This window comes from Cellulomonas endometrii, assembly GCF_949769265.1.
GTDB lineage: Bacteria > Actinomycetota > Actinomycetes > Actinomycetales > Cellulomonadaceae > Cellulomonas > Cellulomonas endometrii.
This window is the reverse complement of record NZ_CATKPC010000004.1, coordinates 247,209-273,692: the sequence shown is the minus strand read 5'-3', so window position 1 is coordinate 273,692 and position 26,484 is coordinate 247,209. Positions and strand designations below refer to the sequence as shown.

Annotated in this window: 22 protein-coding genes and 2 pseudogenes; 18 read left to right on the top strand and 6 right to left on the bottom strand. The window is 75.2% G+C overall.

All coding sequences use genetic code 11. The features are described 5' to 3' along the window. A pseudogene (gene purH, locus QNH85_RS07140) lies at positions 1-187 on the bottom strand (bifunctional phosphoribosylaminoimidazolecarboxamide formyltransferase/IMP cyclohydrolase); the annotation flags it as partial. A gap of 183 nt (positions 188-370) precedes the next feature. Between purH and QNH85_RS07135 the strand changes: the two are divergent. The 10 genes from QNH85_RS07135 to QNH85_RS07090 all read left to right on the top strand — a co-directional run bounded on the left by QNH85_RS07135 (position 371) and on the right by QNH85_RS07090 (position 11,971). Then, on the top strand, positions 371-1,819 hold the full coding sequence (locus tag QNH85_RS07135; RefSeq protein WP_282945497.1) for an aminobutyraldehyde dehydrogenase: 1,449 nt from the start codon (positions 371-373) through the stop codon (positions 1,817-1,819). A gap of 202 nt (positions 1,820-2,021) precedes the next feature. Continuing rightward, entirely contained in the window at positions 2,022-3,128 is a 1,107-nt protein-coding gene (locus QNH85_RS07130) for an ABC transporter substrate-binding protein (RefSeq protein ID WP_282945496.1), read from the top strand. After that, on the top strand, positions 3,125-4,276 hold the full coding sequence (locus QNH85_RS07125; RefSeq protein ID WP_282945495.1) for an ABC transporter ATP-binding protein: 1,152 nt from the start codon (positions 3,125-3,127) through the stop codon (positions 4,274-4,276). Before QNH85_RS07130 ends, QNH85_RS07125 begins: the two co-directional genes overlap by 4 nt. After that, positions 4,273-5,193 (top strand): ABC transporter permease, encoded by a 921-nt coding sequence (locus QNH85_RS07120; protein WP_282945494.1) that lies wholly within the window; start codon positions 4,273-4,275, stop codon positions 5,191-5,193. The genes QNH85_RS07125 and QNH85_RS07120 overlap by 4 nt, the downstream gene beginning before the upstream one ends. Before the next feature lie 101 nt (positions 5,194-5,294). Beyond that, positions 5,295-6,164, top strand: coding sequence for an ABC transporter permease (locus QNH85_RS07115; protein ID WP_282945512.1), 870 nt, complete (start codon positions 5,295-5,297; stop codon positions 6,162-6,164). Next, a complete protein-coding gene (locus QNH85_RS07110; RefSeq protein WP_282945511.1) occupies positions 6,068-7,204 on the top strand; it encodes a saccharopine dehydrogenase family protein in 1,137 nt (378 codons plus the stop codon). Before QNH85_RS07115 ends, QNH85_RS07110 begins: the two co-directional genes overlap by 97 nt. Positions 7,205-7,293: 89 nt before the next feature. Further along, complete coding sequence (locus QNH85_RS07105; RefSeq protein WP_282945493.1) at positions 7,294-8,502, top strand: GGDEF domain-containing protein; 1,209 nt, start codon at positions 7,294-7,296, stop codon at positions 8,500-8,502. Positions 8,503-8,506: 4 nt separating this feature from the next. Beyond that, positions 8,507-9,823, top strand: coding sequence for a M50 family metallopeptidase (locus QNH85_RS07100; protein WP_282945492.1), 1,317 nt, complete (start codon positions 8,507-8,509; stop codon positions 9,821-9,823). A gap of 76 nt (positions 9,824-9,899) precedes the next feature. Beyond that, positions 9,900-11,060, top strand: coding sequence for a flavodoxin-dependent (E)-4-hydroxy-3-methylbut-2-enyl-diphosphate synthase (gene ispG / locus QNH85_RS07095; protein ID WP_282945491.1), 1,161 nt, complete (start codon positions 9,900-9,902; stop codon positions 11,058-11,060). Positions 11,061-11,065: 5 nt separating this feature from the next. Next, entirely contained in the window at positions 11,066-11,971 is a 906-nt protein-coding gene (locus QNH85_RS07090; protein ID WP_282945490.1) for a GNAT family N-acetyltransferase, read from the top strand. Here the strand turns inward: QNH85_RS07090 and QNH85_RS07085 are convergent. Together QNH85_RS07085 and QNH85_RS07080 are read right to left on the bottom strand one after the other, a co-directional pair. After that, positions 11,968-13,131, bottom strand: a complete 1,164-nt coding sequence (locus tag QNH85_RS07085; RefSeq protein WP_282945489.1) for an LCP family protein — start codon at positions 13,129-13,131, stop codon at positions 11,968-11,970. The two genes, QNH85_RS07090 and QNH85_RS07085, sit on opposite strands and share 4 nt — an antisense overlap. 94 nt (positions 13,132-13,225) lie before the next feature. Then, a complete protein-coding gene (locus QNH85_RS07080) occupies positions 13,226-14,119 on the bottom strand; it encodes a DNA-formamidopyrimidine glycosylase family protein (protein WP_282945488.1) in 894 nt (297 codons plus the stop codon). A gap of 54 nt (positions 14,120-14,173) precedes the next feature. Here QNH85_RS07080 and QNH85_RS07075 point away from each other — a divergent pair, with 54 nt between their 5' ends. Beyond that, a complete protein-coding gene (locus tag QNH85_RS07075; RefSeq protein ID WP_282945487.1) occupies positions 14,174-15,985 on the top strand; it encodes a proline--tRNA ligase in 1,812 nt (603 codons plus the stop codon). A gap of 36 nt (positions 15,986-16,021) precedes the next feature. Here the strand turns inward: QNH85_RS07075 and QNH85_RS07070 are convergent, their stop codons facing one another. Together QNH85_RS07070 and QNH85_RS07065 are read right to left on the bottom strand one after the other, a co-directional pair. Beyond that, positions 16,022-16,765, bottom strand: a complete 744-nt coding sequence (locus tag QNH85_RS07070) for a DUF4439 domain-containing protein (protein WP_282945486.1) — start codon at positions 16,763-16,765, stop codon at positions 16,022-16,024. Further along, a complete protein-coding gene (locus QNH85_RS07065) occupies positions 16,759-17,058 on the bottom strand; it encodes a hypothetical protein (protein WP_282945485.1) in 300 nt (99 codons plus the stop codon). The genes QNH85_RS07070 and QNH85_RS07065 overlap by 7 nt, the downstream gene beginning before the upstream one ends. A gap of 294 nt (positions 17,059-17,352) precedes the next feature. Between QNH85_RS07065 and QNH85_RS07060 the strand changes: the two genes are divergently transcribed. The 5 genes and pseudogenes from QNH85_RS07060 to rbfA all read left to right on the top strand — a co-directional run bounded on the left by QNH85_RS07060 (position 17,353) and on the right by rbfA (position 23,097). Continuing rightward, on the top strand, positions 17,353-17,940 hold the full coding sequence (locus tag QNH85_RS07060) for a ribosome maturation factor RimP (protein ID WP_282945484.1): 588 nt from the start codon (positions 17,353-17,355) through the stop codon (positions 17,938-17,940). A gap of 1 nt (position 17,941) precedes the next feature. Beyond that, positions 17,942-19,057, top strand: coding sequence for a transcription termination factor NusA (gene nusA / locus QNH85_RS07055; RefSeq protein WP_282945483.1), 1,116 nt, complete (start codon positions 17,942-17,944; stop codon positions 19,055-19,057). Then, positions 19,054-19,422 (top strand): YlxR family protein, encoded by a 369-nt coding sequence (locus QNH85_RS19935; RefSeq protein ID WP_346016298.1) that lies wholly within the window; start codon positions 19,054-19,056, stop codon positions 19,420-19,422. The genes nusA and QNH85_RS19935 overlap by 4 nt, the downstream gene beginning before the upstream one ends. Positions 19,423-19,599: 177 nt before the next feature. Beyond that, a pseudogene (gene infB / locus QNH85_RS07045) lies at positions 19,600-22,534 on the top strand (translation initiation factor IF-2). 101 nt (positions 22,535-22,635) lie between these two features. Then, positions 22,636-23,097, top strand: a complete 462-nt coding sequence (gene rbfA / locus QNH85_RS07040) for a 30S ribosome-binding factor RbfA (protein ID WP_282945481.1) — start codon at positions 22,636-22,638, stop codon at positions 23,095-23,097. A gap of 111 nt (positions 23,098-23,208) precedes the next feature. Here the strand turns inward: rbfA and QNH85_RS07035 are convergent, their stop codons facing one another. Then, positions 23,209-24,663, bottom strand: coding sequence for an MFS transporter (locus QNH85_RS07035; protein ID WP_282945480.1), 1,455 nt, complete (start codon positions 24,661-24,663; stop codon positions 23,209-23,211). Between the two features lie 72 nt (positions 24,664-24,735). Between QNH85_RS07035 and QNH85_RS07030 the strand changes: the two genes are divergently transcribed. Both QNH85_RS07030 and truB read left to right on the top strand, forming a co-directional pair. Then, on the top strand, positions 24,736-25,434 hold the full coding sequence (locus tag QNH85_RS07030) for a TetR/AcrR family transcriptional regulator (RefSeq protein ID WP_282945479.1): 699 nt from the start codon (positions 24,736-24,738) through the stop codon (positions 25,432-25,434). After that, on the top strand, positions 25,431-26,390 hold the full coding sequence (gene truB, locus QNH85_RS07025; RefSeq protein ID WP_282945478.1) for a tRNA pseudouridine(55) synthase TruB: 960 nt from the start codon (positions 25,431-25,433) through the stop codon (positions 26,388-26,390). Before QNH85_RS07030 ends, truB begins: the two co-directional genes overlap by 4 nt. Positions 26,391-26,484 lie beyond the last annotated feature (94 nt).

Sequence of the window (26,484 nt, the reverse complement as noted above, 5' to 3'; positions counted from 1 at the left end):
GCCGGATGTTCTTCTTGCGCTGCAGGACCTCCAGCGCCTCGGGCTCGTAGGCGGGGGCCACGACGACCTCGGTGAACACCTCGGCGATCTGCGCGGCCGCGGCCGCGGTGACGGTGCCGTTGGCCGCCCGCTGCCCAGGCAACGAGGAAACCGGCGCGGCCGCGGGGGCGGTGGCGCGGGGGGTCACGCGGTCGATCGTGACCCGGGAGGCGCCGTCCGCGCAAGTGATTCCGCGGCGAAGCCTGCCCTCGGTGACGGATTCACGCGTCGAAACACACTGTTTACAGGGATTTCGCGGTTGCGGTCTGTTTCGGCCGGCCCGCTCGCCGTTAGCGTGCAGCCACCGACGACGCCCTGAGACGGGAGCACCGTGAGCACCAGCACCTCCGGCGGACCGCTCGCCCTGCGGAACTTCGTGGGCGGCGTGGCCGTCGACGCGGCCGACGGTCGCACCTCCGACGTCCTGGACCCCACGACGGGTGAGGTGTACGCCGAGGCCCCCGTCTCGGGTGCCGCCGACGTCGACGCCGCCGTCCGGGCCGCCGCCGCGGCGTTCGAGGGCTGGCGCCGCAGCACGCCGCAGGAGCGCCAGCTCGCGCTGCTGCGGATCGCCGACGCGGTCGACGCCCGCGCCGACGAGCTCGTCGCGGTCGAGTCCCGCGACACCGGCAAGCCGCTGCACCTCACCGCCACCGAGGAGGTGCCGCCGTCGGCCGACCACTTCCGGTTCTTCGCCGGCGCCGCGCGGGTCCTCGAGGGCCTGGCGGCGGGGGAGTACCTGGCGGGGCACACGTCCTTCGTCCGGCGCGAGCCCGTCGGGGTGATCGGGCAGGTCACGCCGTGGAACTACCCGTTGATGATGGCGGTGTGGAAGATCGCCCCGGCGCTCGCCGCGGGGAACACCGTCGTGCTCAAGCCGTCCGACACCACCCCGGCGTCCACGCTGCTGCTCGCCGAGATCGCCGCCGAGTTCCTGCCCGCGGGCGTGCTCAACGTCGTCTGCGGCGACCGGGACACGGGGCGCGCGCTGGTCGAGCACCCGCGCCCGGACATGGTGTCGATCACCGGCTCGGTGCGCGCCGGCACCGAGGTCGCCGGGTCCGCGGCGCGGGACGTCAAGCGGGTGCACCTGGAGCTCGGGGGCAAGGCGCCGGTCGTGGTGTTCGCCGACGCCGACCTGGGGGCCGCGGCCGAGGGCATCGCCGCCGCCGGGTACTTCAACGCCGGGCAGGACTGCACCGCCGCCACCCGCGTCCTGGTGCAGGCGTCGGCGCACGAGGAGTTCCTCGCGGCGCTCGCCGCCCACGCGGCCACGCACCGCACCGGCATGCCCGACGACCCCGGCGTGTCGTTCGGACCCGTCAACAACGCCGCGCAGCTCGACCGGGTCGTGGGCTTCCTCGACCGGCTGCCCGACCACGCGGACGTGGTCGTCGGGGGCCACCGGCAGGGCGAGCGCGGGTACTTCCACGAGGCCACGGTGGTCGACGGGCTCCGCCAGGACGACGAGGCGGTGCAGGACGAGATCTTCGGTCCGGTGATCACCGTCCAGACGTTCGCCGACGAGGCCGAGGCGGTCGCGCTCGCCAACGGCGTCCGGTACGGGCTGTCCAGCTCGGTGTGGACGAAGGACCACGCCCGCGCGATGCGGCTGTCCCGCGACCTCGACTTCGGCGTCGTGTGGATCAACACGCACATCCCGTTCGTGTCCGAGATGCCGCACGGCGGGTTCAAGCAGTCCGGCTACGGCAAGGACCTCTCGATGTACGGCTTCGAGGACTACACGCGCGTCAAGCACGTGATGAGCGCCCTCGACTGATCCCGGCCCGCCCGGTCGCCGCCCGCGGCCCCCACCCCCAGGAGCACGATGTCCCCTCGCCGCCCCCTCCCGGCCGACCCGCGCGCACGCGCCTGATCGCCGCGATGCAGCGCCACGGGCGCCGGCGCCCGCCGGCCGCCCTCCCCGCGGGCCCCTCCCGACGGCAGTTCCTCACCGGCGCCGTCGGCCGCATCGCGCGGGCGTGCTGCTCGCCGCGTGCGGCACCGGCGGCAGCCCGTCCTCGGGGACCTCCGCGACCGCGGCGACCGACCTGTCGGACACCGAGAAGCTCGTGCGCTGGGCCAACTGGACGCTGTACCTCGACCAGGACGACGCCGGGACCGGGTACCCGACGCTCGAGGCGTTCACCGCGGAGTCGGGCATCGAGGTCGAGTACACGGAGGACATCGACGACAACGACTCGTTCTACGGCAAGGTCTCCGGCCAGCTCGCGAACGGCCAGGACATCGGGTACGACATCGTCACCCTGACCGACTGGATGGCGGCCCGGCTCATCCGGCTCGGCTACACCCAGGAGCTCGACCGGTCGGCGATCCCGAACGCCGACAACATCCTGCCGGGCCTCGCCGACGTCGACTTCGACCCCGGCCGCACGCACTCGCTCACGTGGCAGTCCGGGTTCGGCGGCCTGGCGTGGGCGAAGGACGCGGTGCCGTCGGGCATGACGGGCCTGTCGGACCTGTGGGCGCCCGAGCTCGCCGGCAAGGTCGAGGTGCTCTCGGAGATGCGCGACACGATCGGCCTCATCATGCTCGACCAGGGCGTCGACCCGTCGGGCGACTGGGGGGAGACCGAGTTCGAGGCGGCGCTCGCCGTGCTGCGGGAGAAGATCGGGTCCGGCCACATCCGCCAGGTGCGCGGCAACTCCTACGCGCAGGACCTCGTCAGCGGCGACGCGGTCGCGGTCATCGGCTGGTCCGGGGACATCACGGCGCTGAACTACGAGAACGACGACCGGTTCGCGTTCGCGATCCCCGAGGCCGGCGGCACCCTGTGGAGCGACAACCTGCTCATCCCGGTCGGCGCGACGCACAAGGCGAACGCCGAGGCCGTGCTCGACCACTACTACGACCCGGAGGTCGCGGCGCAGGTCGCCGCCTGGGTCAACTACATCACCCCGGTGCAGGGCGCTCAGGAGGCCATGGAGGCCATCGACCCGGAGCTCGCCGCGAACCCGATGATCTTCCCCGACGAGGCGACGCTCGCCACGGCGCACGTGTTCCGCACCCTCACGCCCGAGGAGGAGACCACCTACAACGGCGCGTTCCTGGACGTGATCGGGGCATGAGCGCCACGGCACCCGCCCGCGCCGGTGCGGCGCTCGAGATCTGGGGCGTCACCAAGACGTTCGGCGCCTTCACCGCGGTCGACGACCTCACGCTCACCGTGCCGTCGGGCTCGTTCTTCGCCCTGCTGGGCCCGTCCGGCTGCGGCAAGACCACGACGCTGCGGATGGTCGCCGGGCTGGAGCAGCCGACGTCGGGCGCCCTGTCGATCGGCGGCCGCGAGGTGACCGGGACCGGCGCGCACCAGCGACCGGTGAACACGGTGTTCCAGAGCTACGCGCTGTTCCCGCACCTGTCGGTGCTGGACAACGTGGCGTTCGGCCTGCGCCGCCGCCGCGTGGCCGACGCCGCGCGGCTGGCGCGCGAGGGGCTCGCGCTGGTCCAGCTCGGGCACCTGGCCGACCGGCGTCCCGCGCAGCTGTCCGGGGGGCAGCAGCAGCGCGTCGCCCTGGCGCGTGCCCTGGTGAACAACCCGGCGGTGCTCCTGCTCGACGAGCCGCTCGGGGCGCTCGACCTGAAGCTGCGCCGCCAGATGCAGCTCGAGCTCAAGCGGATCCAGACCGACGTGGGCCTCACGTTCGTGCACGTCACCCACGACCAGGAGGAGGCCATGACCATGGCCGACACCGTCGCGGTGATGAACCACGGGCGCATCGAGCAGATGGGCAGCCCGGCGGACCTGTACGAGCTGCCGCGCACGGCGTTCGTGGCCAACTTCCTGGGGCAGTCGAACCTCGTCGCGGGGGAGGTCGTCGACGCCCCCGGCGCGGACGGCACCATCGGCGTCGCGGTCGCGGGGAGCCGGGTGCGCGTCCCCGCCGACCGGGCCGTCCGCACGAGCGGCCGGGTGCTCGTCGGCGTGCGGCCCGAGAAGATCCGGGTCCTCGGTCCGGGGCAGGACCCCGCGCTCGTGGCGCCGGGGGCCAACGTGCTGGGCCCCGGGACCGTCACCGACGTCGCGTTCGCCGGTGTGAGCACGCAGTACCAGGTGGCGCTGCCCGGTGTCGGCACCTTCGGCGTGTTCGCGCAGAACCTCGTGGGCGGCGCCACGCTGTCCGTCGGCGACGAGGTCCGCCTCGCCTGGGCGGTGGAGTTCACGTTCGGGCTCGATGCCGACGGGGCCGCCGACGGCGACGCGGGGGCGGCATGAGCATCGCCGCCACCCTCACGGACGCCGCTCCGCAGGCACCGGCCCCGGCCCCCACCCGGCGCTCGCGGTCGGGGGCCTTCGGGCTGATGCTGCCGGGCACGGCGTACCTCGTGCTGTTCTTCGTCGTGCCGGTCGGCGCGCTGCTCGCCACGTCGCTGTACGTGCCGGTGCCCGGCGGCGACGTCGGGCAGTTCCAGCCGGCGCTGCACTGGCAGAACTACACCGAGGCGCTCGCGCAGTTCTGGCCGCAGATCGTGCGGTCGTTCGCCTTCGCGCTGCTCGCGACCGTCGCGGCGCTCGTCATCGGCTACCCGCTGGCCTACGCGATCGCGGTGCGCGCCCGGGGCCGGACCCTGCTGCAGGGCGTCCTGCTGGTGCTGGTCGTCGCCCCGTTCTTCACGAGCTTCATCCTGCGCACGATCGCCTGGAAGCAGATCCTCGCCGACGACGCGTTCGTGGTGCAGGCCCTGCGCTGGCTGCACCTGCTCCCGCCGGACAGGCGGCTCACCGCGACCGCGTTCGCCGTCGTCGCGGGACTGACCTACAACTTCCTGCCGTTCATGGTGCTCCCGATCTACGCCAGCCTGGAGCGGCTCGACCCGCGCCTGGTCGAGGCCGGCGGCGACCTGTACGCCCGCCCGGTCACGACGTTCCGCACGGTGACCCTGCCGCTGTCGATGCCGGGCGTCGTCTCCGGGACGCTGCTCACGTTCATCCCGGCGACCGGCGACTACGTGAACTCCAGCCTGCTCGGCAACAGCACGGACACCGCGATGATCGGCCAGGTCGTCGACGCGCGGTTCTTCAAGGTGCTCGACTACCCGACCGCCGCGGCGCTGTCGGTGGTGCTCATGGTGGCGATCCTCGTGCTGGTCGGGCTGTACGTGCGGCGGTCCGGCACGGAGGAGCTGCTGTGAGCGCGCCCGCGGTCGCGCGCACCGCGGCGCCGGTGGAGCGCGCCGTCGCACCGGCACCCGCGCGGCGGCGCCGGTGGCGTCTCGGCGGGGCGGTCGTCCCGGTGTTCGCCGGCCTGGGCTTCGTCTACCTGCTCGTCCCGGTGGCCTCCACGATCGCCTTCTCGTTCAACGACGCGGGCAAGACCAACCTCGTCTGGCGCGGGTTCACGCTCGACGCCTGGCGGAACCCGTGCGGGGCGCCGCAGGTCTGCGAGGCGTTCGCGCACTCGATCCAGGTGGGGCTGCTGTCCACGCTGGTGGCGACCGCGCTCGGCACGCTGATCGCGATCGCCCTCGTGCGCTACCGGTTCCGCGGCCGGGCGCTGGCGAACCTGCTGATCTTCCTGCCCATGTCCACGCCCGAGGTGGTGCTCGGTGCGGCCCTGCTCGCGCAGTTCCTGTCGCTGCGGGTGCAGCTCGGGTTCTGGACGGTCGTCGCCGCGCACGTGATGTTCTGCGTCTCGTTCGTGGTCGTCACCGTCAAGGCGCGGGTCGCGTCGCTCGACCCCCGGCTGGAGGAGGCCGCGGCCGACCTGTTCGCGACGCCCTGGCAGGCGTTCTGGAAGGTCACCTTCCCGCTGCTCGTCCCCGGGATCGCGGCCGCCGCGCTGCTGGCGTTCTCCCTGAGCTTCGACGACTTCATCGTCACGAACTTCACCTCCGGCAGCTTCGCCACGTTCCCGAAGTTCGTCTACGTCTCGGCGACGCGCGGCATCCCGCCGCAGGCCAACGTCATCGGGTCCTTCATGTTCGCCCTCTCGCTGCTGGTGGTCGTGGGGGTCCAGGTCGTGCGCAGCGGGCGGCGCGCACCGTGGCCGCCGCGAGCGGGCGGGACGTGGTCGGCGGGCGGTTCGTGGCCGCGGCCGTCGACGCCTCGGACCCGCGCTCGGTCGAGCGCCTGCTGCGGGAGCACGCCGCGACCCACGTGCTGAACGCGGTCGACCCGCGGTTCGTCATGCCGGTGTTCACCGCGGCGCTGGCCGCCGGGGTCGACTACCTCGACATGGCGATGTCGCTGTCCACCCCGCACCCCACCGCGCCGTACGAGCGGACGGGCGTGAAGCTCGGCGACGCGCAGTTCGCGGCCGACGCCGCGTGGACCGGAGCGGGCCGGCTCGCGCTGGTCGGGATGGGCGTGGAGCCCGGCCTGTCCGACGTGTTCGCGCGGTACGCCGCCGACCACCTGTTCTCCCGGATCGACGAGCTCGGCGTCCGGGACGGCGCGAACCTCGTGGTGCGCGGCGAGGACGGGGAGCCGGTGTTCGCCCCGTCGTTCTCCATCTGGACCACCATCGAGGAGTGCCTGAACCCGCCGGTGGTCTACGACGCGGCCCGCGCCCGGGCGGCCGGGGACCGCGACGCCGGCTGGCACACCGTGCCGCCGTTCCACGAGCCGGAGGTCTTCGACTTCCCGGCGCCGATCGGTCCCGTGGAGTGCGTGCACGTGGAGCACGAGGAGGTGCTGCTCATGCCCCGGTGGGTGGACGCCGAGCGCGTGACGTTCAAGTACGGGCTGGGGGAGGAGTTCATCGGGGTGCTGCGGACGCTGCACACCCTCGGTCTGGACTCGACCGCGCCGGTGCGGGTCGGCGGGGTCGAGGTCAGCCCCCGCGACGTCGTCGCCGCCGTGCTGCCCGACCCGGCGTCGATCGGGCCCAGGATGTCGGGCGCGACGTGCGCCGGGCTCCTCGTCACCGGCACGGGCACCGACGGGCGCCCGCGGGAGGTGTACCTGCACCACGTCGTCGACAACGCCTGGTCGATGGCCGAGTACGGCGCGCAGTGCGTGGTCTGGCAGACCGCGGTCAACCCCGTCGTCGCCCTGGAGCTGCTCGCCGACGGGCGCTGGGGCGGCACCGGCGTGCTGGGGCCCGAGGCGTTCGACGCCGTGCCGTTCCTGGACCTGCTCGCGGCCCCCGAGCCGGCCGGGTACGGGTCCGCGTGGGGGATGGACGAGCGCCTCAGCGGGTGATCTCCGGGTGATCCCGCCCCCCGGACGGGTCCGCGGCGGTCCGGCGGAGGTACCGTGCCAGCACCCGCCGACCCGGAACGCGAGCCGCCATGTCCGCACCGTCCCCGCCGCACCGGGACCTGCCCGTGGCCCGGCGGGCCGGTGACCCCACCCTGGGCCTGATCCGCCGCGTGCTCCTGGTGTGCCTGCTGGTCGGGGCCGTCGCGGTGGTCGCCGTGCTGGTGCTGCGCTGGGACGACCCGCTGCTGCGCGGCGTGTCCCCGGTCCTGCTCGTCGTGGTGCTGCTGTTCGCGTGGCTGGTGCTGCGCCACCCGCGCGCGACCATCCCCGTGTCCCGCGTGGTCCTGACCGGCCTGGACGTGCTGTGGCTGGTGACGATGGGCAGCCGGCTCGCGACCGACGTCGGGGGCGGCTGGTCCGCGCTGTTCCCGACGACGTTCATGGGGCTGGCGCTGTTCGTGGTCATCGGCTACCTCGTGTACCCGAACCGGGTGGCGGCCCTGCACGCGGCCGCCGTGGTGGTGCTCGTGGTGGCGGTCGGCTCCGTGGGGCTCGCGCTCGGTCCGGGGGACGGCAGCACCCGCGGGCACCTCGTCGACCTGGTGCGCTACGCCGTCTACCTGGCGGTGCTCGCGGCGATGGTGTGGGTGCTGTCGCGGACCAAGGAGCACGCGACCCGCGCGTTCCTGGTCGCGGAGCACGCGAGCGCCGAGGCCGCGTCGATGCGCGAGATGGCCTACCGGGACCCCCTGACCGGCGCCGCGAACCGCCGTCGGCTCGAGGACGAGCTCGCGTACCAGGCGGGGGTCGTCGGGTCGGGTCTCGACGTCGCGCTGGTGTACCTGGACCTCGACCGGTTCAAGGCCGTCAACGACGTGCACGGGCACGCCGTCGGGGACCGGGTGCTGGTCGCGGTGGCGCACGCCCTGGAGCAGCACGTGCGGTCCGGCGACCTCGTGGCGCGGCTCGGGGGCGAGGAGTTCCTGGTCGTGGCGCCGGGCATGGGGCTGGCGGACGCGGGCGCCCTGGCCGAGCGCCTGCGGGCCGCGCTGCCCACGGAGGTGCGCCGGGACGTGGCGGTCGACGTGACCGCGAGCCTGGGCGTCACGGCGCTGCGGCCGGGGGAGCAGCCGGCGGAGGCCCTGGAGCGCGTCGACACCCTGATGTACCGCGCGAAGCGCGGCGGCCGGGACCGCGTGGAGGTCGAGGACGCCGGACCCGCTGCGGACGTCCAGCCGCTCTTCAGGCTGAAGGGGCAGGATGGGGGGTCGGCCGTCCCGAGCAGAACGGAGCTGTGACCTGATGGCGTACGCGATCGGCGTGCTCGTCCTCGTCGTGGGCATCCTGGTGTCCATCGCCCTGCACGAGGTCGGCCACATGGTCCCCGCCAAGCGGTTCGGCGTGCGGGTGAGCCAGTACATGGTGGGCTTCGGCCCCACGCTGTGGTCGCGGACCCGGGGCGAGACCGAGTACGGCGTCAAGGCGATCCCGCTCGGCGGCTACGTCCGGCTGATCGGCATGTACCCGACGCCCGACGCGGTCGGGAACCCGCCGGTCCGAGGCTTCTTCAGCCGGATGGCGGCCGACGCCCGCGAGGCGAGCGCGGAGGAGATCCGCCCCGGCGAGGACCACCGGGCGTTCTACCGCCTCTCGACGCCCAAGAAGCTCGTGGTCATGCTCGGCGGGCCGGTGATGAACCTGCTGATCGCCGTCGTGCTGCTCGCGGTGCTGTTCGTGGGCATCGGGACCCAGACCGCGAGCACGACCCTCGCGTCCGTCAGCCAGTGCGTGCTGCCCGCGAGCTCGACCGCGACGGAGTGCTCCGCGTCGGACCCCGAGGCGCCCGGGGCCGCCGCCGGCCTGCGGCCCGGGGACACCGTGGTCGAGTACGACGGCGTCCCGGTCGAGTCCTGGGACCAGCTCAGCGGGATGATCCGCGGCACCGGCGAGGAGGCCGTGCCGGTGGTCGTCGAGCGCGACGGCGAGCGGGTGACCCTGTCCGTCACGCCCGTGGTGGCCGAGCGGCCCGTCACGGACGACGACGGTCAGCCGGTGCTGGACGACGCGGGCGACCCCGTGACCGCCGAGGTGGGCTTCCTGGGCGTGAGCCCCGGCACGGAGCTGCAGCGCCAGCCCGCGTCCGAGGTCGTCTCGGTGACGGCCGACGCCGTGTGGCAGACCGGCAGGGCCGTCGTCACCCTCCCCGCGAACCTCGTGGACGTCGCCCGCAGCGTGACCGGCGGCGAGGAGCGCGACGCGTCGGGCGTCCTCGGGCCGGTGGGCGTGGCGCGCCTGGCCGGCGACGTCGCGTCCTCGGACGCGCCGGGCGTCGGCGTGGTGGACCGGGTCTCCGCGATGCTCGGCCTGCTCGCGTCGCTCAACATCGCGCTGTTCGTGTTCAACCTGGTGCCGCTGGTGCCGCTCGACGGCGGGCACGTCGCCGCCGCGCTGTGGGAGGGGCTCAAGCGCCAGGTCGCCCGGCTGCGGAACCTGCCGCGGCCCCGGCCCGCCGACGCCGCGCGGCTGCAGCCGCTCGCCCTCGGGGTGTTCGTGCTGCTCGGCGGGATGGGGCTGCTGCTGGCGTACGCCGACATCGTCAGCCCCGTGTCCCTGGGCTGACCTCCGGCGGCTGAGAGCGGCCTGAGGCGCGCGCGGCGCAGGGTGCGACGGCGCGCTGCGGTGCGATGATGGCCGGGTGAGCATCCCGATCAGCCTCGGCATGCCCGAGGCCCCCGCCCCGGTCCTGGCACCGCGGCGACCCACCCGCAAGATCCGCGTGGGCAAGGTCGAGGTCGGGGGCGACGCGCCGGTCAGCGTGCAGTCGATGACGACGACGCTCACCTCGGACGTCAACGCCACGCTCCAGCAGATCGCCGAGCTCACGGCGGCGGGCTGCGACATCGTCCGGGTCGCCGTGCCGACCCAGGACGACGCGGACGCGCTGCCGGCCATCGCGCGCAAGTCGCAGATCCCCGTGATCGCCGACATCCACTTCCAGCCCCGGTACGTGTTCGCCGCGATCGACGCGGGCTGCGCGGCGGTCCGGGTCAACCCGGGGAACATCCGCAAGTTCGACGACCAGGTCAAGGAGATCGCCCGGGCCGCGCAGGGCGCCGGCGTCTCGCTGCGGATCGGGGTCAACGCCGGCTCCCTCGACCCGCGCCTGCTCGCCAAGTACGGGAAGGCGACCCCCGAGGCCCTCGTGGAGTCCGCCGTGTGGGAGGCCTCGCTGTTCGAGGAGCACGACTTCCACGACTTCAAGATCTCCGTCAAGCACAACGACCCCGTCGTGATGGTCCGCGCCTACGAGCTGCTGTCCGAGCGCGGCGACTGGCCGCTGCACCTCGGCGTGACCGAGGCGGGTCCGGCGTTCCAGGGCACGATCAAGTCCGCCACCGCGTTCGGCGCGCTGCTGAGCAAGGGCATCGGCGACACCATCCGCGTGTCCCTGTCCGCGCCGCCCGTCGAGGAGGTGAAGGTCGGCATCCAGATCCTCCAGTCGCTGAACCTGCGGCCGCGGAAGCTCGAGATCGTGTCCTGCCCCTCGTGCGGCCGGGCGCAGGTGGACGTCTACTCGCTCGCCGAGCGCGTCACCGCGGGGCTCGAGGGCCTGGAGGTGCCGCTGCGGGTCGCCGTGATGGGCTGCGTCGTGAACGGCCCGGGCGAGGCCCGCGAGGCGGACCTCGGCGTGGCGTCCGGCAACGGCAAGGGGCAGATCTTCGTCCGCGGCCAGGTGGTCCGCACGGTGCCGGAGCACGCGATCGTCGAGACGCTGATCGACGAGGCCATGCGCCTGGCGGACGAGATGGACGCGACGCAGCCCGGTGCGGGCGGCCCCGTGGTCACGGTGGGCTGACACCGGTGCGCGGCGTCTGGCAGGACGTGGCCGGCGGCCACCTGCGGGCCGGCCCCGGGTCGGCCCGGGTGCTCGGCGAGCTCGACGTGCCGCGGGCGCTGGCCGTCTGCGCGCAGGACCCGGTCGCGGCCGTGCTCGCCACCACCCGCCTCGAGCAGGCGGAGCGTGCGGGGCTGCGCCGGGTGGGCGGCCAGGTCTGGGGCTACGAGGTCGACGGCACGCTCGTCGCGATCTGCTGGGCGGGCGCGAACCTGGTCCCGGTCGTCCCCGACGCCGCCCACCGCACCGCGGCCCTCGACGCGTTCGCCGCGTTCGGCCGCACGCAGGGGCGCCGGTGCTCGTCGGTGGTCGGCGACGCGCCCGCGGTGCTGGGCCTGTGGGACCGGCTGGCGCCGACCTGGGGCTCGGTCCGCGAGGTGCGCGAGAACCAGCCCTCGATGGTGATCGACGCCGACCCGGTGGTGGCGCCGGACCCCGAGGTGCGGCGGTCCGCGCCCGAGGAGTACGACATCGTGCTGCCCGCCTGCGTCCGGATGTTCACCGAGGAGGTCGGCTACTCGCCGATCGGGGGCACCGGCGGGGCGTACGAGGCCCGGGTGCGCTCGCTGATCCGCGAGGGGCGGTCGTTCGTGCGCGTCGAGCGGGGCGACTCCGGGCCGCAGGTGGTGTTCAAGGCCGAGCTCGGCGCCGTGGCCGGGGGCGTCGCCCAGGTGCAGGGCGTGTGGGTCGACCCCGTGCGCCGCGGGGAGCGGCTCTCCGAGGGCGGGATGGCGGCGGTCGTCGCGGCCACGCGCCGGGACGTCGCGCCGACCGTGTCGCTGTACGCGAACCACTACAACGAGCGGGCGCTCGCGGCGTACCGCGCGGTGGGGTTCCGGCAGGTCGGCACGTACGCGACGGTGCTCTTCTAGGCGGTCGCGCCCGCGGTCGCCGCGCCGGTCGGGGACCCGGCCGCCGGCGCGTCCGTCAGCGGCCGGTCCTCGCGCAGCCGCTGCCACAGGTCCTCGGCCTCGTCGGTCCACACCACGCGGTACTCGTCCTGCGGCGCGGGGACGGTCGGCACGGTGACCGGGCTGAGCGACGCGGGGTCGACGTCCCGGAGCGTGAGCGCCAGGCCGGCGAGCGAGCGCACGTCCGCCAGGCCCTCGCTGATCGACAGGGACCGCGTCACGCTGCCGAGCAGGGGCATCAGCGCACCCGGGTCCGCGAGGACGTCCGTGCCCTGCACCTGCGCGGCCAGGGCGTCGAGCAGCTGCTGCTGCCGCTCGATGCGCCCGAGGTCGGACCCGGTCTCCAGGCCGTTGCCGGTCCCGGTGCGGGCGCGCAGGAACGCGAGCGCGGTCGTTCCGTCGAACACCTGCGGGCCCGCGGGGACGTGCAGGCCCGCCTTGGGCGAGTCCATCGCCTCGGGCAGGTCCATCGGGACGCCGCCCAGGGCGTCGATCACGTCCCGGACGCCGTCCATCTTCACGACGATGCTCTCGTCCGTGACCAGGCCGGTGTTCTCCTCGAAGGTGCGCCGCGTGCACGCCGCGGCGGCCGCGATGTTCTGCGTCTCGCCGGCGCCGGTCTCGAACGCCGAGTTGAACATCGCCGACTCGCGCGGCTCCGTGGTGCTGCCGTCCTCGAGGGTGCAGGCGGGCAGCCTCACCAGCGAGTCGCGGGGGACCGACACGAGGTCGACGCGGGTGCGGTCGGCGGACAGGTGCACGAGCACGGTCGTGTCCGAGCGCATGCCCTCCTCCTCGCCCGCCAGCGCCGCGTTCTCGCCGTCCCGGCTGTCCGTGCCCATCACCAGGATGTTCAGCGCCCGTCCGGCGTACCCGTCGCTGGGCGGCGCCTCCTCGACGGGCCGGTCGTCGGCGAGGAACGCGTCCACGTCGGCGCCCTCGATCCCGCTCTGCACCTGCCCGTACAGCGCGGCGGCGCCCGTCGTGCCGCTGAGGACCAGGACGCCGGCGGTCAGGGCCGCGGTGCGCGCGACCCGGCGCCCGGCGCGGGTGCGGCGGGCGTGGCGCGCGGGGCGCAGGACGGCACGGCCGTGACGGACGGCGCGGGTGGGGTGGGCCATGCCCCCACGGTAGGAAGTGCCGTGGTCGGGGCGCAGGCGGAGGAGGTGCAGCCTCCGGCCGGATCCTGTGCGCGAGCCGTGAACGCCGCGGGCCTCAGCGCAGCAGGCGGGACATCCGCCGGTCCGCCAGCGGGGTGCCGCCGGTCTGGCAGGTGGGGCAGTACTGCAGCGAGGAGTCGGCGAACGACACCTCGTGCACGGTGTCCCCGCACGGCACGCCGTCCCAGCCCGGGCAGGGCTCGCCGGTGCGGCCGTGCACCCGCATCCCGCGGCGCTTGGCGTCCTTGAGCTCGGCGGCGGGGCGTCCCGCGGCGGCGGCGATCGCCTCGGTGAGCACCGCGAGGGTGGCGGCGTGCAGCCGCGCGACCCGGTCGGCGTCGAACGACCGCGTCAGCGCGAAGGGGCTGGTGCGGGCGACCAGCAGGATCTCGTCGGAGTAGGCGTTGCCGATGCCGGCGATGGTGCCCTGGTCGCGCAGCAGGCCCTTGATCTGCTGGTTGCGGGCCTGCATGAGCGCGCCGAGTCGCTCGGGCGTGAACTCGGGCGACAGCGGCTCGACCCCGAGCGTCGCGATCGGCGGCACGTCCCGCGGGTCGCGCACCACGTGGACCGCGAGCCGCTTGCGGGTGCCCGCCTCGGTCAGGTCGAAGCCGGAGCCGTCGTCGAGCCGCACCCGCAGCGCCAGGGGGGACTTGCCGGGCCGCACGGGCGTCGGGGACAGCGCGTCGGACCAGCGCAGCCACCCGGCCCGGGCCAGGTGGAACACGAGGTGCAGCGGGTCGCCGCCGCCGGCCGGCCGCACCCCGAGGTCCAGCCACTTCCCGTGCCGGTCGGCGCTCACGACGGCACCGCCCTTCAGGTCCGCGGGCGCGGGGCTGAACGTCTTCAGGGCGCTGATCGCGCCGACCTCCACTCCCGCGACGGTGCGCCCCACGGCGCGCTCGCGCAGGAACACGGCCAGCGACTCGACCTCGGGCAGCTCGGGCATGCCCCCATCGTGGCGCACCCGGCCCTCCTCGCGCCGCCCACTAGGCTGCGGGGCATGCTGCTACGCCTGTCCACCCTGTTCGTCCGCACCCTGCGCGAGGACCCGGCCGACGCGGAGGTGGCCAGCCACCGGCTGCTCGTCCGTGCCGGCTACATCCGCCGCGCCGCCCCCGGGATCTACACCTGGCTGCCGCTGGGCCTGCGGGTGCTGGGCAAGGTGGAGCAGGTCGTGCGCGACGAGATGGCCGCCGCGGGCGCCCAGGAGGTGCACTTCCCGGCGCTGCTGCCCAAGGAGCCGTACGAGGCGACCGGCCGCTGGACGGAGTACGGGCCGAACATCTTCCGGCTGAAGGACCGTCGCGAGGCGGACTACCTGCTCGCGCCGACGCACGAGGAGATGTTCACGCTCCTGGTCAAGGACCTGTACTCCTCGTACAAGGACCTGCCGCTGGCGCTCTACCAGATCCAGACGAAGTACCGCGACGAGGCCCGCCCGCGCGCGGGGCTGATCCGCGGCCGCGAGTTCGTCATGAAGGACGCGTACTCGTTCGACGTCGACGACGCGGGCCTGGAGGCCTCCTACCAGGCGCAGCGCGAGGCGTACCAGCGGGTGTTCGACCGCCTCGGCCTGGAGTACGTCATCGTCGCAGCCACCTCCGGGGCGATGGGCGGCTCGCGCTCCGAGGAGTTCCTGGCGCCGATGGCCATCGGCGAGGACACGTTCGTGCGCTCGCCGGGCGGCTACGCGGCCAACGTCGAGGCCGTGACGACGGTGGTCCCGGACGCGCTGCCGTTCGACGACGCCCCCGCGGCGCACGTGGAGGACACCCCGGACACGCCGACCATCGACTCCCTGGTCGCGGTCGCGAACGAGCGGTTCGCGCGCCCCGACCGCCTCTGGACCGCCGCGGACACGCTGAAGAACGTCGTGCTCGCGCTCGTGCACCCGACGGGGGAGCGGGAGCTGCTCGTCGTCGGCCTGCCCGGCGACCGCGAGGTCGACCTCAAGCGCCTGGAGGCGGCCGTCAGCCCGGCCGAGGTGGAGCCCGCCGTCGAGGCGGACTTCGCGGCGCACCCCGAGCTCGTCAAGGGCTACATCGGCCCCGCGGCGCTCGGCCCCAACCCGGACGGTCTCGCGGTGGACGCCGAGGGCCGGACGGCCGTGCGGTACCTGCTCGACCCGCGCGTCGTGCCGGGCACCCGGTGGATCACGGGCGCGAACCAGCCCGGCAAGCACGTGTTCGACCTGGTCGCCGGCCGGGACTTCACCGCCGACGGCACGGTCGAGGCCGCCGAGGTCCGCGCCGGCGACCCCGCGCCCGACGGCTCCGGCCCGCTGGAGCTCGCGCGCGGCATCGAGATCGGCCACATCTTCGCCCTCGGCCGCAAGTACGCGCAGGCGCTCGGCCTGACGGTGCTCGACCAGAACGGCAAGTCCGTCGTCGTCACGATGGGCTCCTACGGCATCGGCGTCACCCGCGTGCTGGCGGCGCTGGCCGAGGCGAACCACGACGACCGGGGCCTGGCGTGGCCCGCGGGCGTCGCACCGGCGCACGTGCACGTCGTCGCGACCGGCAAGGACGCGGCGGTGTTCGAGGCCGCCGAGTCGCTGGCGCAGACGCTGTCGTCCCGCGGCATCGAGGTGCTGTACGACGACCGCCCGAAGGTCTCGCCCGGCGTGAAGTTCGCCGACGCGGAGCTCCTGGGCGTGCCGCTGACGGTCGTCGTCGGGCGCGGCCTGGCGGACGGCGTGGTCGAGGTGCGGCCGCGGGTGGCCGTCGAGGGCGGGCCGCAGGCCGAGCAGGTCCCGGTCGCGGACGCCGCCGACCGGGTGGCCGAGCTGGTGGACGGGCTGCTCGCGCGCTGAGGCCGGCCGCCTGAGCGTGTCGCGCTCAGGCCGTCGTCACTGCGCGGGCAGCCCGGGCAGGGGCGACGGCGCCGCGCCCCACGCGAGGCCCTCGACCGCCGCCGCGCGCAGGCCGTCGACGGCCGCGGTCCGGTCGGCCGTGCCCGCGGACGTCTCCAGCACGGCGTCGGCGTGCACGGCCGCGAGGTCGCTCAGCAGCCCCGCGCAGAACGCCGGGACGCCGGCCTCGCCGGTGAGGTCGCCGCCGACCGCGTAGGTGACCCGCCGGGGGTCGTCGGCGGTGCCGGCGACCCCGGCCGCCGTGGCCCACGCGGTGGCGGCGGCGCGGTGCGCGCGGGCCGAGTCGCGCGCGAGGGCCCGGGCGTCGCCGGACAGGCGCGCGGCGGCGACCTCGAACCCGAAGCCGGTCTGGTCCTCGGCGAGGGCGAGCGCGACGAGCGTCGTCCGGCCGAGGTCGCTGCCGGCGGCGGCGGCGGGCTCCGTGGGAGCGGGGGAGTCCGTGGTGGCCGGGGAGCCGGAGGCCGAGCCCGAGGGTGCGGGGCTCGCGGCGGAGCCGTCGCCCGACCCCGGGCCGTCGGCCGCGCCGCCCCCGGCCGCTCCCGCGTCGTCGGGGTCGGCGTCGACGGCCGGTGCGGGCGTGCCGAGCGCCGCGGCGAGCCGCTCGGCCAGCTGCGCCCGGGAGGCGGCCACGGCGGCGAGCAGCCGCGCCCGCCCGGCGTCCTCGGCGTCCCGGGCGTCGGCGCGCGCCCGGGAGGCGGCGGTGCCCAGCAGGGTCAGCACGTCGGCGGGGTGGCCGGCGCCGCGGTCGCCGTGGCGGTGGGGGTCGGCGTCGGGGTCGCGAGGCCGGAGTCGTAGACGCCGCCGAGCTCGTCGACGTGCGTGGCGGCCGCGGCGGGCACCAGCGCGAGGACCGCGGCGACGGGCTCCGGGGCGCCCGCAGCCGCCTCGGTCGCCGCGTCCGCGAGCTCGAGGGCGTCGTCGACGGCGGCGCGCCGGGCCGTCTCCGCCGCGTCCGGGCGGGGCTCCGTCGGCGCGTCGGTTTCCCAGCGCAGCCCGCAGCCGGACAGCAGCACGGCGGCGACCGTCGCGAGCGCGCCCGCGAGCAGGCGGGTGCCGAGCCGGTGGCGCGGAGGGCGGGGCGCGGGGCGGGACCGTGGACATCGGGTCGGATCCTCCCACGCCGGCCCGGCCGGGAGCCGTACGTCGGGTGCGCGCGGCGGGAGTCAGTACGCTGGTCGCAGCACACGGCCCGTCGCCGTGCGCCGCACCACGCGCAGGACCCGACAACCACACAGCGTCGACGTCCCCGGTGGGGCGTGCGCCCGACGGCGGGCGCACCCGACCGAGGACCGACACAGGAGGTCAACATGCCCGCGCCCACGAGTGCGCAGCGCATCCGGGAGACCATCGAGCCGGTGGTGACCACCGCCGGGCTGTGGCTGGAGGACGTCGAGCTGGCGCGCGAGGGCGGCCGGCCGGTCGTCCGCGTCGTGGTCGACGCGGTCGAGGACGCGGAGGACGCGCTCGACCTGGACGGCGTCGCGGAGGTCTCGCGCTCCGTCTCGGCGGCACTGGACGACCTGGACGGCCTGCCGGACACCTACTCCCTCGAGGTCTCCACGCGGGGCGCCGAGGCGCCCCTGACCGCCCGCCGGCACTACGTGCGCGCCGTCGGCCGCCTCGTCGTGCTGACGCTCGCCGACGGCGGGACGCTGGCCGGGCGGCTGGTCGACGTGGAGCGGGCGGACGCGGGGGCCGCGGACGACGCCGTGGTGGTGACGCCGGTGACGCCGGGGCTCAAGGGCCGGCCCGCGAAGACCGGCGACCCGGTGCGCGTGCCGCTGCAGGACGTGCGCGGCGGCCGGGTGGAGATCGAGATGGTCAAGGACAAGGGCGGGGACGCCGCCGGCGCCGGGGACGGCGCACTGGACGGGCCTGACGGCCGGGAGGACTGACGTGGACATCGACATGCAGGCGCTGCGGCTCATCGAGCGGGAGCGCGACATCAGCCTGGACGTGCTGGTCTCGGCCATCGAGCAGGCGCTGCTGTCCGCCTACCACCGGACGCCGGACGCGCAGCAGGACGCGCGGGTCGAGCTGGACCGGCGGACCGGGCACGTGACCGTGTGGGCGCGCGAGCGCACCGTGGTCCCGGCGCCCGACTCCGAGGGCGCGGACAGCGACGGCGCGGTGACCGCCGTGCCGCCCACGACGACGGTGACCGGCCCGGAGTTCGACGACACGCCGGCCGGCTTCGGCCGCATCGCCACCGCGACCGCCCGCCAGGTGATCGTCCAGCGGCTGCGCGACGCCGAGGACGACCAGGTGCTCGGGCAGTTCCGCGGCAAGGAGGGCGAGGTCCTCGGCGGCGTCATCCAGCAGGGCCGGGACCCGCGCGTGGTCCTGGTGGACGTGGGCGGCACCGAGGCGGTGCTGCCGGCGCACGAGCAGGTGCCCACCGAGGAGTACGTGCACGGCGAGCGGATCCGGGCGCTTGTCCTGGACGTGTCCCGCGGCTCCAAGGGCGCGCAGATCACGCTGTCCCGCACGCACCCGAACCTGGTGCGCAAGCTCTTCGAGCTGGAGGTCCCGGAGGTCGCCGAGGGCCACGTCGAGATCACCGCGCTGGCCCGCGAGGCCGGCCACCGCACCAAGATGGCGGTCCGGTCGCACGTGCAGGGCCTCGGGGCCAAGGGCGCGTGCATCGGCCCGCTCGGCGCCCGCGTCCGCGCGGTCATGGCGGAGCTGCACGGCGAGAAGATCGACATCGTCGACCACTCGGACGACCCGGCCGAGATGGTGGCGCACGCGCTGTCGCCGGCCCGTGTGCTGTCCGTCACGGTCGTGGACGCCGCGGCGCGCGCCGCCCGCGTCGTCGTGCCCGACTACCAGCTGTCGCTCGCGATCGGCAAGGAGGGCCAGAACGCCCGCCTGGCGGCGAAGCTGACGGGGTGGCGCATCGACATCCGGTCCGACGCCCAGGAGGCCCCGGCGGACTCCGGCGAGGCCCCCGAGGCCGCGATCTCGCCCGCCGCCGACGGTGAGGGCCGAGGTCCCGGTCGAGTCCGGTGAGCCCGCGCGCTAGACTGGACTCGGCTGGGCCGGACGCTCGGCTCTCCTCGCCGAGCAGGCGCCACCCCGACACCCACGCAGCGGATCCCGCTGCGGAGGCCGTCGCGGGTCCGGTGCGCACGTGCGTGGGGTGCCGGTCGACCGGTCCGAGGTCGGTCCTGCTGCGCGTGGTCGCGGCGACGACGGACGCGGGAGATCCCGCGGTCGTGGTCGACGTGCGCCGGGCGCTGCCGGGCCGGGGGGCGTGGCTGCACCCCGATCCTCGGTGCCTCGAGCTCGCCGAACGCCGTCGTGCGTTCCCGCGTGCCCTGCGTCTCGCAGGGTCGCTGGACACGTCCGCGGTCCGGCAGCACCTCGGGGTGTGAGGAGGACCGTCGCCGCCAGGGCAACCCGCCCGGGTGGCATGTGCACCGTCGAACAGGGAAAGCGGGTCGAAGAGCCGATGGCTGCCCGATGAGCACGCACCGATGAGTACCCAGCGATGAGTACCCAGCACTAACGACGGTCCGACCCTGTCCGGGCGGACCGAGACAGGGAGAGATGTGGCCAAGGTCCGCGTCTACGAGCTCGCCAAGGAGCTCGGAGTCGACAGCAAGTCGCTCATGACCAAGCTGAACGAGCTCGGAGAGTTCGTGCGTTCGGCGTCCTCGACGATCGAGCCGCCGGTGGTCCGCAAGCTGCGGGACACCTACCCGGCAGGTGGCGGCGCCAAGCCCGCCGCCCGCCCCGCCGCGCCTGCGGCGACCCCGGCGCCCGCGCCGCGCCAGGCGGCCGCGGCCGCCTGGCGCGGCGCCTGCGGCCCCCGCCGCCCCCGCGGCTCCTGCCGCACCGGCCCCGGCCGCGTCGGCACCCGCCGCGACCCCGCGTCCGGCGACCCCGGCCGCTCCGGCGGCTCCCGCCGCGCCGGCACCCGCCGCCTCGGCGACCCCGGCCCCGGCCGCCCCCGCGGCGCGCCCCGGTCCGGCCCGTCCCGCGGCTCCGGCCCCGCGCCCGTCCTCCGGCCGCCCCTCGGGCGACCAGGGTGGCGACTCCCGGGCCCCGCGGCCCGGTGGCGCACGTCCCGGCGCCCCGCGCCCGGGCAACAACCCGCTCGCCCCGTCGCAGGGCATGCCCCGCTCCGGCTGGCCCCGTCCGCCGCGCCCGCGCCACAACCCGTTCGCCCCGCCGCAGGGCATGCCCCGCTCCGGCGGGCCGCGTCCGCCGCGCCCGGGCAACAACCCGTTCGCCCCGTCGCAGGGCATGCCCCGCCCGGGCGAGCGCCGCACCGACGCCCCGGCCGCCTCGGCCGGCGGTCCCCGTCCCGCGGCGCCGCGTCCCGGCGGTCCCCGCCCCAACCCCGGCATGATGCCCGGCCGCTCCGCGAGCGGCGTCGGCCGTCCGGGCGAGCGCCCGGCCCGTCCGGGTGGCGGCGGTCGCCCCGGTGGCGGCGGTGGCGGCGGCTACGGCGGCGGTGGCCGTCCCGGTGGCCCCGGTGGCGGCGGCGGCGGCTTCGCCGGCCGTCCCGGCGGCGGTGGCCGTCCCGGTGCCGGTGGTCGTGGCTCGACGCAGGGCGCGTTCGGTCGCGCCGGTGGCCGTCCCGTCCGCGGGCGGAAGTCGAAGCGGGCGAAGCGCCAGGAGTTCGAGCAGATGCAGGCGCCGTCGCTCGGCGGCGTGCAGGTGCCCCGCGGCAACGGCACGACCGTCGTCCGCCTGCGCCACGGCTCGTCGCTGAACGACTTCGCCGACAAGATCGACGCCAACCCGGCCTCGCTCGTCACCGTGCTGTTCCACCTCGGTGAGATGGCCACGGCGACGCAGTCGCTCGACGAGGACACCTTCGGCACGCTGGCCACCGAGCTCGGCTACGTCGTGGAGATGGTCTCGGCGGAGGAGGAGGACCGCGAGCTGCTCGGGGCCTTCGACATCGACCTGGACGCGGAGCTGGAGGGCGAGTCCGACGAGGACCTCTTCCCGCGTCCGCCGGTCGTCACCGTCATGGGTCACGTCGACCACGGAAAGACCAAGCTCCTCGACGCCATCCGGTCCACGGACGTCGTCGCGGGCGAGGCCGGCGGGATCACCCAGCACATCGGTGCCTACCAGGTCCGGACCGAGCACGAGGGCCAGGACCGGGCCATCACGTTCATCGACACCCCGGGTCACGAGGCGTTCACCGCCATGCGTGCCCGTGGTGCGCAGGTGACGGACATCGCGATCCTCGTGGTCGCGGCGGACGACGGCGTGATGCCCCAGACCATCGAGGCGCTGAACCACGCCCAGGCGGCGAACGTGCCGATCGTGGTCGCGGTCAACAAGGTGGACAAGGAGGGGGCCAACCCCGCCAAGATCCGCCAGCAGCTCACCGAGTACAACCTGGTGGCCGAGGAGTACGGCGGCGACACCATGTTCGTCGACGTCTCCGCCAAGCAGCGGATGGGCATCGACGAGCTGCTCGAGGCCGTCCTGCTGACCGCGGACGCCGCGCTCGACCTGCGGGCCAACCCCGACAAGGACGCCCGCGGTGTCGCCATCGAGGCGAACCTGGACAAGGGCCGCGGCGCCGTCGCGACCGTCCTGGTCCAGTCCGGCACGCTGCACGTCGGTGACGCGATCGTCGCCGGCACGGCCCACGGCCGCGTCCGGGCGATGTTCGACGAGCACGGCGAGAACGTCACCGAGGCGGGCCCGGCACGTCCGGTGCTGGTCCTCGGCCTGGCGTCGGTGCCGAGCGCCGGCGACACCTTCCTGGTGGCGCCGGACGAGCGGACCGCGCGGCAGATCGCCGAGAAGCGTGAGGCCGCCGAGCGCGCCGCCCTCCTGGCCAAGCGCCGCAAGCGCGTCAGCCTCGAGGACTTCACGCTCGCGCTCCAGCAGGGCAAGGTCGAGACCCTCAACCTGGTCCTCAAGGGCGACGTGTCCGGTGCCGTCGAGGCGCTGGAGGACGCGCTGCTCAAGATCGACGTCGGCGAGGAGGTCGAGCTGCGCGTCATCCACCGCGGTGTGGGTGCCATCACGCAGAACGACGTCAACCTCGCGACGGTCGACAACGCCATCATCATCGGCTTCAACGTCAAGTACGCGGAGCGGGTGGAGGACCTCGCCGAGCGCGAGGGCGTGGACGTCCGGTTCTACTCGGTCATCTACCAGGCGATCGACGACGTCGAGGCCGCCCTCAAGGGCATGCTCAAGCCGGAGTACGAGGAGGTGCAGCTCGGTACCGCCGAGGTGCGCGAGGTGTTCCGCTCCTCCAAGTTCGGCAACATCGCCGGCTCGATCGTCCGGTCCGGGGAGATCCGTCGCAACACCAAGGCGCGGGTGCTCCGGAACGGCAACGTCATCGGCGACAACCTCACCATCGAGTCGCTCAAGCGGTTCAAGGACGACGCCACGGAGGTCCGCGAGGGCTTCGAGTGCGGTATCGGCCTCGGGTCGTACAACGACCTCACCGAGGGTGACGTCATCGAGACCTGGGAGATGCGCGAGAAGCCTCGCGCCTGACCAGCAGCGTGACCCGCGGGTCTGCCCCCACGCCGGTGTGCGTGGGGGTGGGCCCGCGGCCGTCTGCCCGCCGTCCGTGCGGGCTTCATGGAGGAGCAGACATGGTGGACCACCCGCGGGCGCGCAAGCTCGCCGACCGCATCCAGCAGATCGTCGCGCAGATGATCGACACCCGCGTCAAGGACCCGCGTCTGGGCTTCGTGACCGTGACCGACGTGCGCGTCACGGGTGACCTCCAGCACGCCGACGTGTTCTACACGGTGCTCGGCGACGAGGACGACCGCGCGGGCAGCGCCAAGGCGCTGGAGAGCGCCAAGGGCCTGATCCGCTCCGAGGTCGGCAAGCAGACCGGCGTGCGGCTGACGCCCTCGCTGGACTTCCACCTGGACGCCGTGCCGGAGACCGCCGCGCACCTGGACGCCGCGCTGCTCGAGGCGGCGCGCCGGGACGCGGAGCTCGCGCGGCTGCAGGAGCAGGCGCAGTACGCCGGCGACGCGGACCCGTACCGCAAGCCCGCCGACGCCGACGAGGACGAGCCGGACGACGAGGGCGCCGGTCGCTGACCGCGCGCCCGACCGCCGCGCTGCCGCGAGGTCGTCAGAACGGCACGAGGTCGTCACTCCTGAGTGACGACCTCGTGCCGTCGTGACGACCTCGTCGCCGGACGCCGTCGGCTAGGCGCGGGCCGGGGCGCGGCCCGTGCGGCGCGGCATCGCCAGGGACGCCACCGCCGCGGCGGCGATGACCCCGGCGCCCACCAGCACCGCGGGCCGGAGCCCGGCGGCGAACGCGTCGGGCGTGAGCGCGCCGTCGGCCGCCTGGAACACCGCGGTCAGCACCGCGACGCCGAGCGCGACGCCGATCTCCCGCACGGTGGAGTTGGTGGAGGACGCGGTCCCGTGGTCGTCGGGCGCCATGTCGGCCAGCACGGCGGTCGCGCTCGGCGCGAAGGTCAGGCCCATGCCGATCCCGGCGAGCAGCAGCCCGGGGACGAGCGCGCCGTAGCCGCCGGTGGCGGTGGAGACGAGCGCGAGCCACACCAGACCGACGGCCTGGAGGACCAGCCCGCCGGTGAGGAGCGGTCGCACGCCGACCCGCGGTGCGAGCATCCCGGCCAGCGGCGCGAACACCATCGGCGCCGCGGTCCACGGCAGCGTGCGCAGGCCGGCCTCGAACGGCGAGTGGCCCTGGACGACCTGCAGGTACTGGGCGAGCAGGAACACCGCGCCGAAGACGCCCAGCGAGAACGCGAAGCCGGTGACGTTGGCGACGGCGAAGCTGCGGGCGCGGAACAGCCGCAGGGGCACCAGCGGGGACGGCGTGCGGGCCTGGTGCCGGACGAAGAGCGCGAGGGCCGCGAGCCCGGCCAGCACCGGGCCGAGGACGCCGAACGAGGTCCAGCCGTCCTCGTTGCCGTGCACGACGCCCCACACCACGCCGAGCACGCCGGTGCCGACCAGCAGCAGCCCGACCAGGTCGAGGCGCTGCGCGCGCCCGCGCTGCTCCGGCAGGGCGCGGAGCACCAGGGGCACGGCCACCAGCGCGACGGGCACGTTGATCCAGAACATCGCCTGCCAGGAGATGCCCTCGACGACCGCGCCGCCGACCACCGGCCCCAGCGCGACGCCGAGCCCCGAGACGCCGCCCCAGACGCCGATCGCCATCGCCCGGCGTGCCGCGGGCACCGCACCCGCGAGCAGGGTGAGCGACAGCGGCATGACCGCCGCGGCGCCGACGCCCTGGACGGCGCGCGCCGCGATGAGCGTGGCGGGGGAGTCGGCCAGGGCGGCACCGACGGAGGCGAGCGTGAACACGGCGATGCCGCCGAGGAACGTGCGGCGACGTCCCCACCGGTCGCCGACCGTGGCCGCGGCGATCATCAACGTGGCGAACGTCAGCGTGTAGGCGTTCACGACCCACTGCAGGTCGGTGATCGAGGCGCCGAGCTCGCTCTGCAGGACGGGCAGCGCGCTGGTCACGACGAGGTTGTCGAGCGTCGCCATGAACATGGGCAGCGAGGCGGCGACCAGCGCCACGGCCACGGGGACCGCGCGGCGGGCCGGGCGCGCGACGGTGGCGGCGCGCGCGGGCACCGGCGGTGAGGGCGGTGCGGGGGTCTGCGTCGACATGGCGGGCTCCTGTATGCATCGACTGATAACTCGTGGATGCGACGCTAGTTATCCGCTGATAACCTGTCAACCGTGACTGCCGACGACCCCACCGCCACCACGGGACCGACGCCGGCCCCGTCGCCGACCGCCCGTGCCCCGCGGATGTCGGGGGAGCAGCGGCGCGAGCAGATCCTCGCCGCCGCCCTGCCGGTGTTCGCCGAGGGCGGGTACGCGGGGACGACGACCGACCAGGTCGCGCGCGCCGCCGGGGTGTCGCAGCCGTACGTGATCCGGCTGTTCGGGTCGAAGCAGCAGCTGTTCCTGGACCTGTACCGCGGTGTGGCGACGCGGATCATCGGGGTGATGTCCGCCGTCGAGCCGGGGCCCGGTGCGGCGGACCGGACCGGGCGGGCCTACGTCTCCCTGATGGCGGACCGCGACCTGCTGCGGGTGCTGATGCACGGGTTCACCGCCGCGTCCGACCCGCAGATCGGCACCACCGCCCGGCACACGCTCGGGGAGGTGTTCGCCTTGTTCCGGGAGCGGGTGGAGCTGCCCGAGGGGGTGGACGACGCCGCCCTCACCGAGGCGGAGCGGTCCGCCGCGCTCGACGAGGTGGCGCGCCGGTTCGTCGCCGACGGCATGCTGATCAACGTGCTGCTCGCCGCCGACGCGTTCGCGCACGTCCGCGAGGACCGGGGGCTGGACGCCCTGCTCGCGTGCGTCGGCGTCGAGGCCGGCGCCGCGGCGGGTGCCGAGATCGCGTCCCGCGCCGGGACCCCGGCATGAGCGCGCCGGAGCGGCCCCGTCGTCCCCGCCGGCCCACCGCGCCCGACGGCCTGCTGGTCGTCGACAAGCCGGCCGGGTGGACCAGCCACGACGTGGTCGCGAAGGCCCGCGGGCTCGCCGGGACCCGGAAGGTCGGGCACGCCGGCACGCTCGACCCGATGGCGACCGGCGTGCTCGTCCTGGGGGTCGGCCGGGCGACCCGCCTGCTGACCTACGTGGTCGGCGCGGACAAGGAGTACACCGCGACGATCCGGCTCGGCGTGGCCACCACCACGGACGACGCCGAGGGCGAGGTGCTGGGGCGCACGGACGCCTCCGGGGTGGCCCGCGCGGCGCTCGACGCGGGCGTCGCCGACCTGACCGGCGCGATCAGCCAGGTGCCGAGCGCGGTGAGCGCCATCAAGGTCGACGGGCAGCGCGCGTACGCGCGGGTCCGCGCGGGCGAGGACGTCGAGCTCGCGGCCCGGCCCGTGACGGTGTCCCGGTTCGACGTGCACGACGCGCGTCCGGTGCCGGACGCGGACGGCTCCGGGGCGGCCGCGCTCGACGTGGACGTCACGGTCGTGTGCTCGTCGGGGACGTACATCCGCGCCCTCGCGCGGGACCTCGGGCGGGCCCTCGGTGTCGGCGGTCACCTCACCGCGCTGCGCCGCACCCGGGTCGGCGGCTACGGCCTCGACGTGGCGCGGGACCTCGAGCAGCTCGACTCGTGGCCCGCCGACGTGCCGCTCGACACGCTGCCGCTGGCGGACGCCGCCCGGGCGACGTTCCCCGTCCGGGAGCTGAGCGAGGCCGAGACCCGCGCGCTGTCCTACGGGCAGCGGATCCCGGCGACCGGCGCCGGGGCGGGCGTGACCGTCGCGGCGCTGTCGCCCGACGGCGTGCTGGTCGCGCTCCTCGAGGACCGCGGGCCGCACGCCCGCCCGGCCCTGGTGTTCGCCCCCGCGTCGGCCTGAGGCCGCGCGGGCCGGGGCACCGGTCGCGGCGTGGCAGGCTTGTCCCCGCGCCGCGGGGGACCGCGGCGCGCCGAGCGCGCCGCGAGGCGCCGGA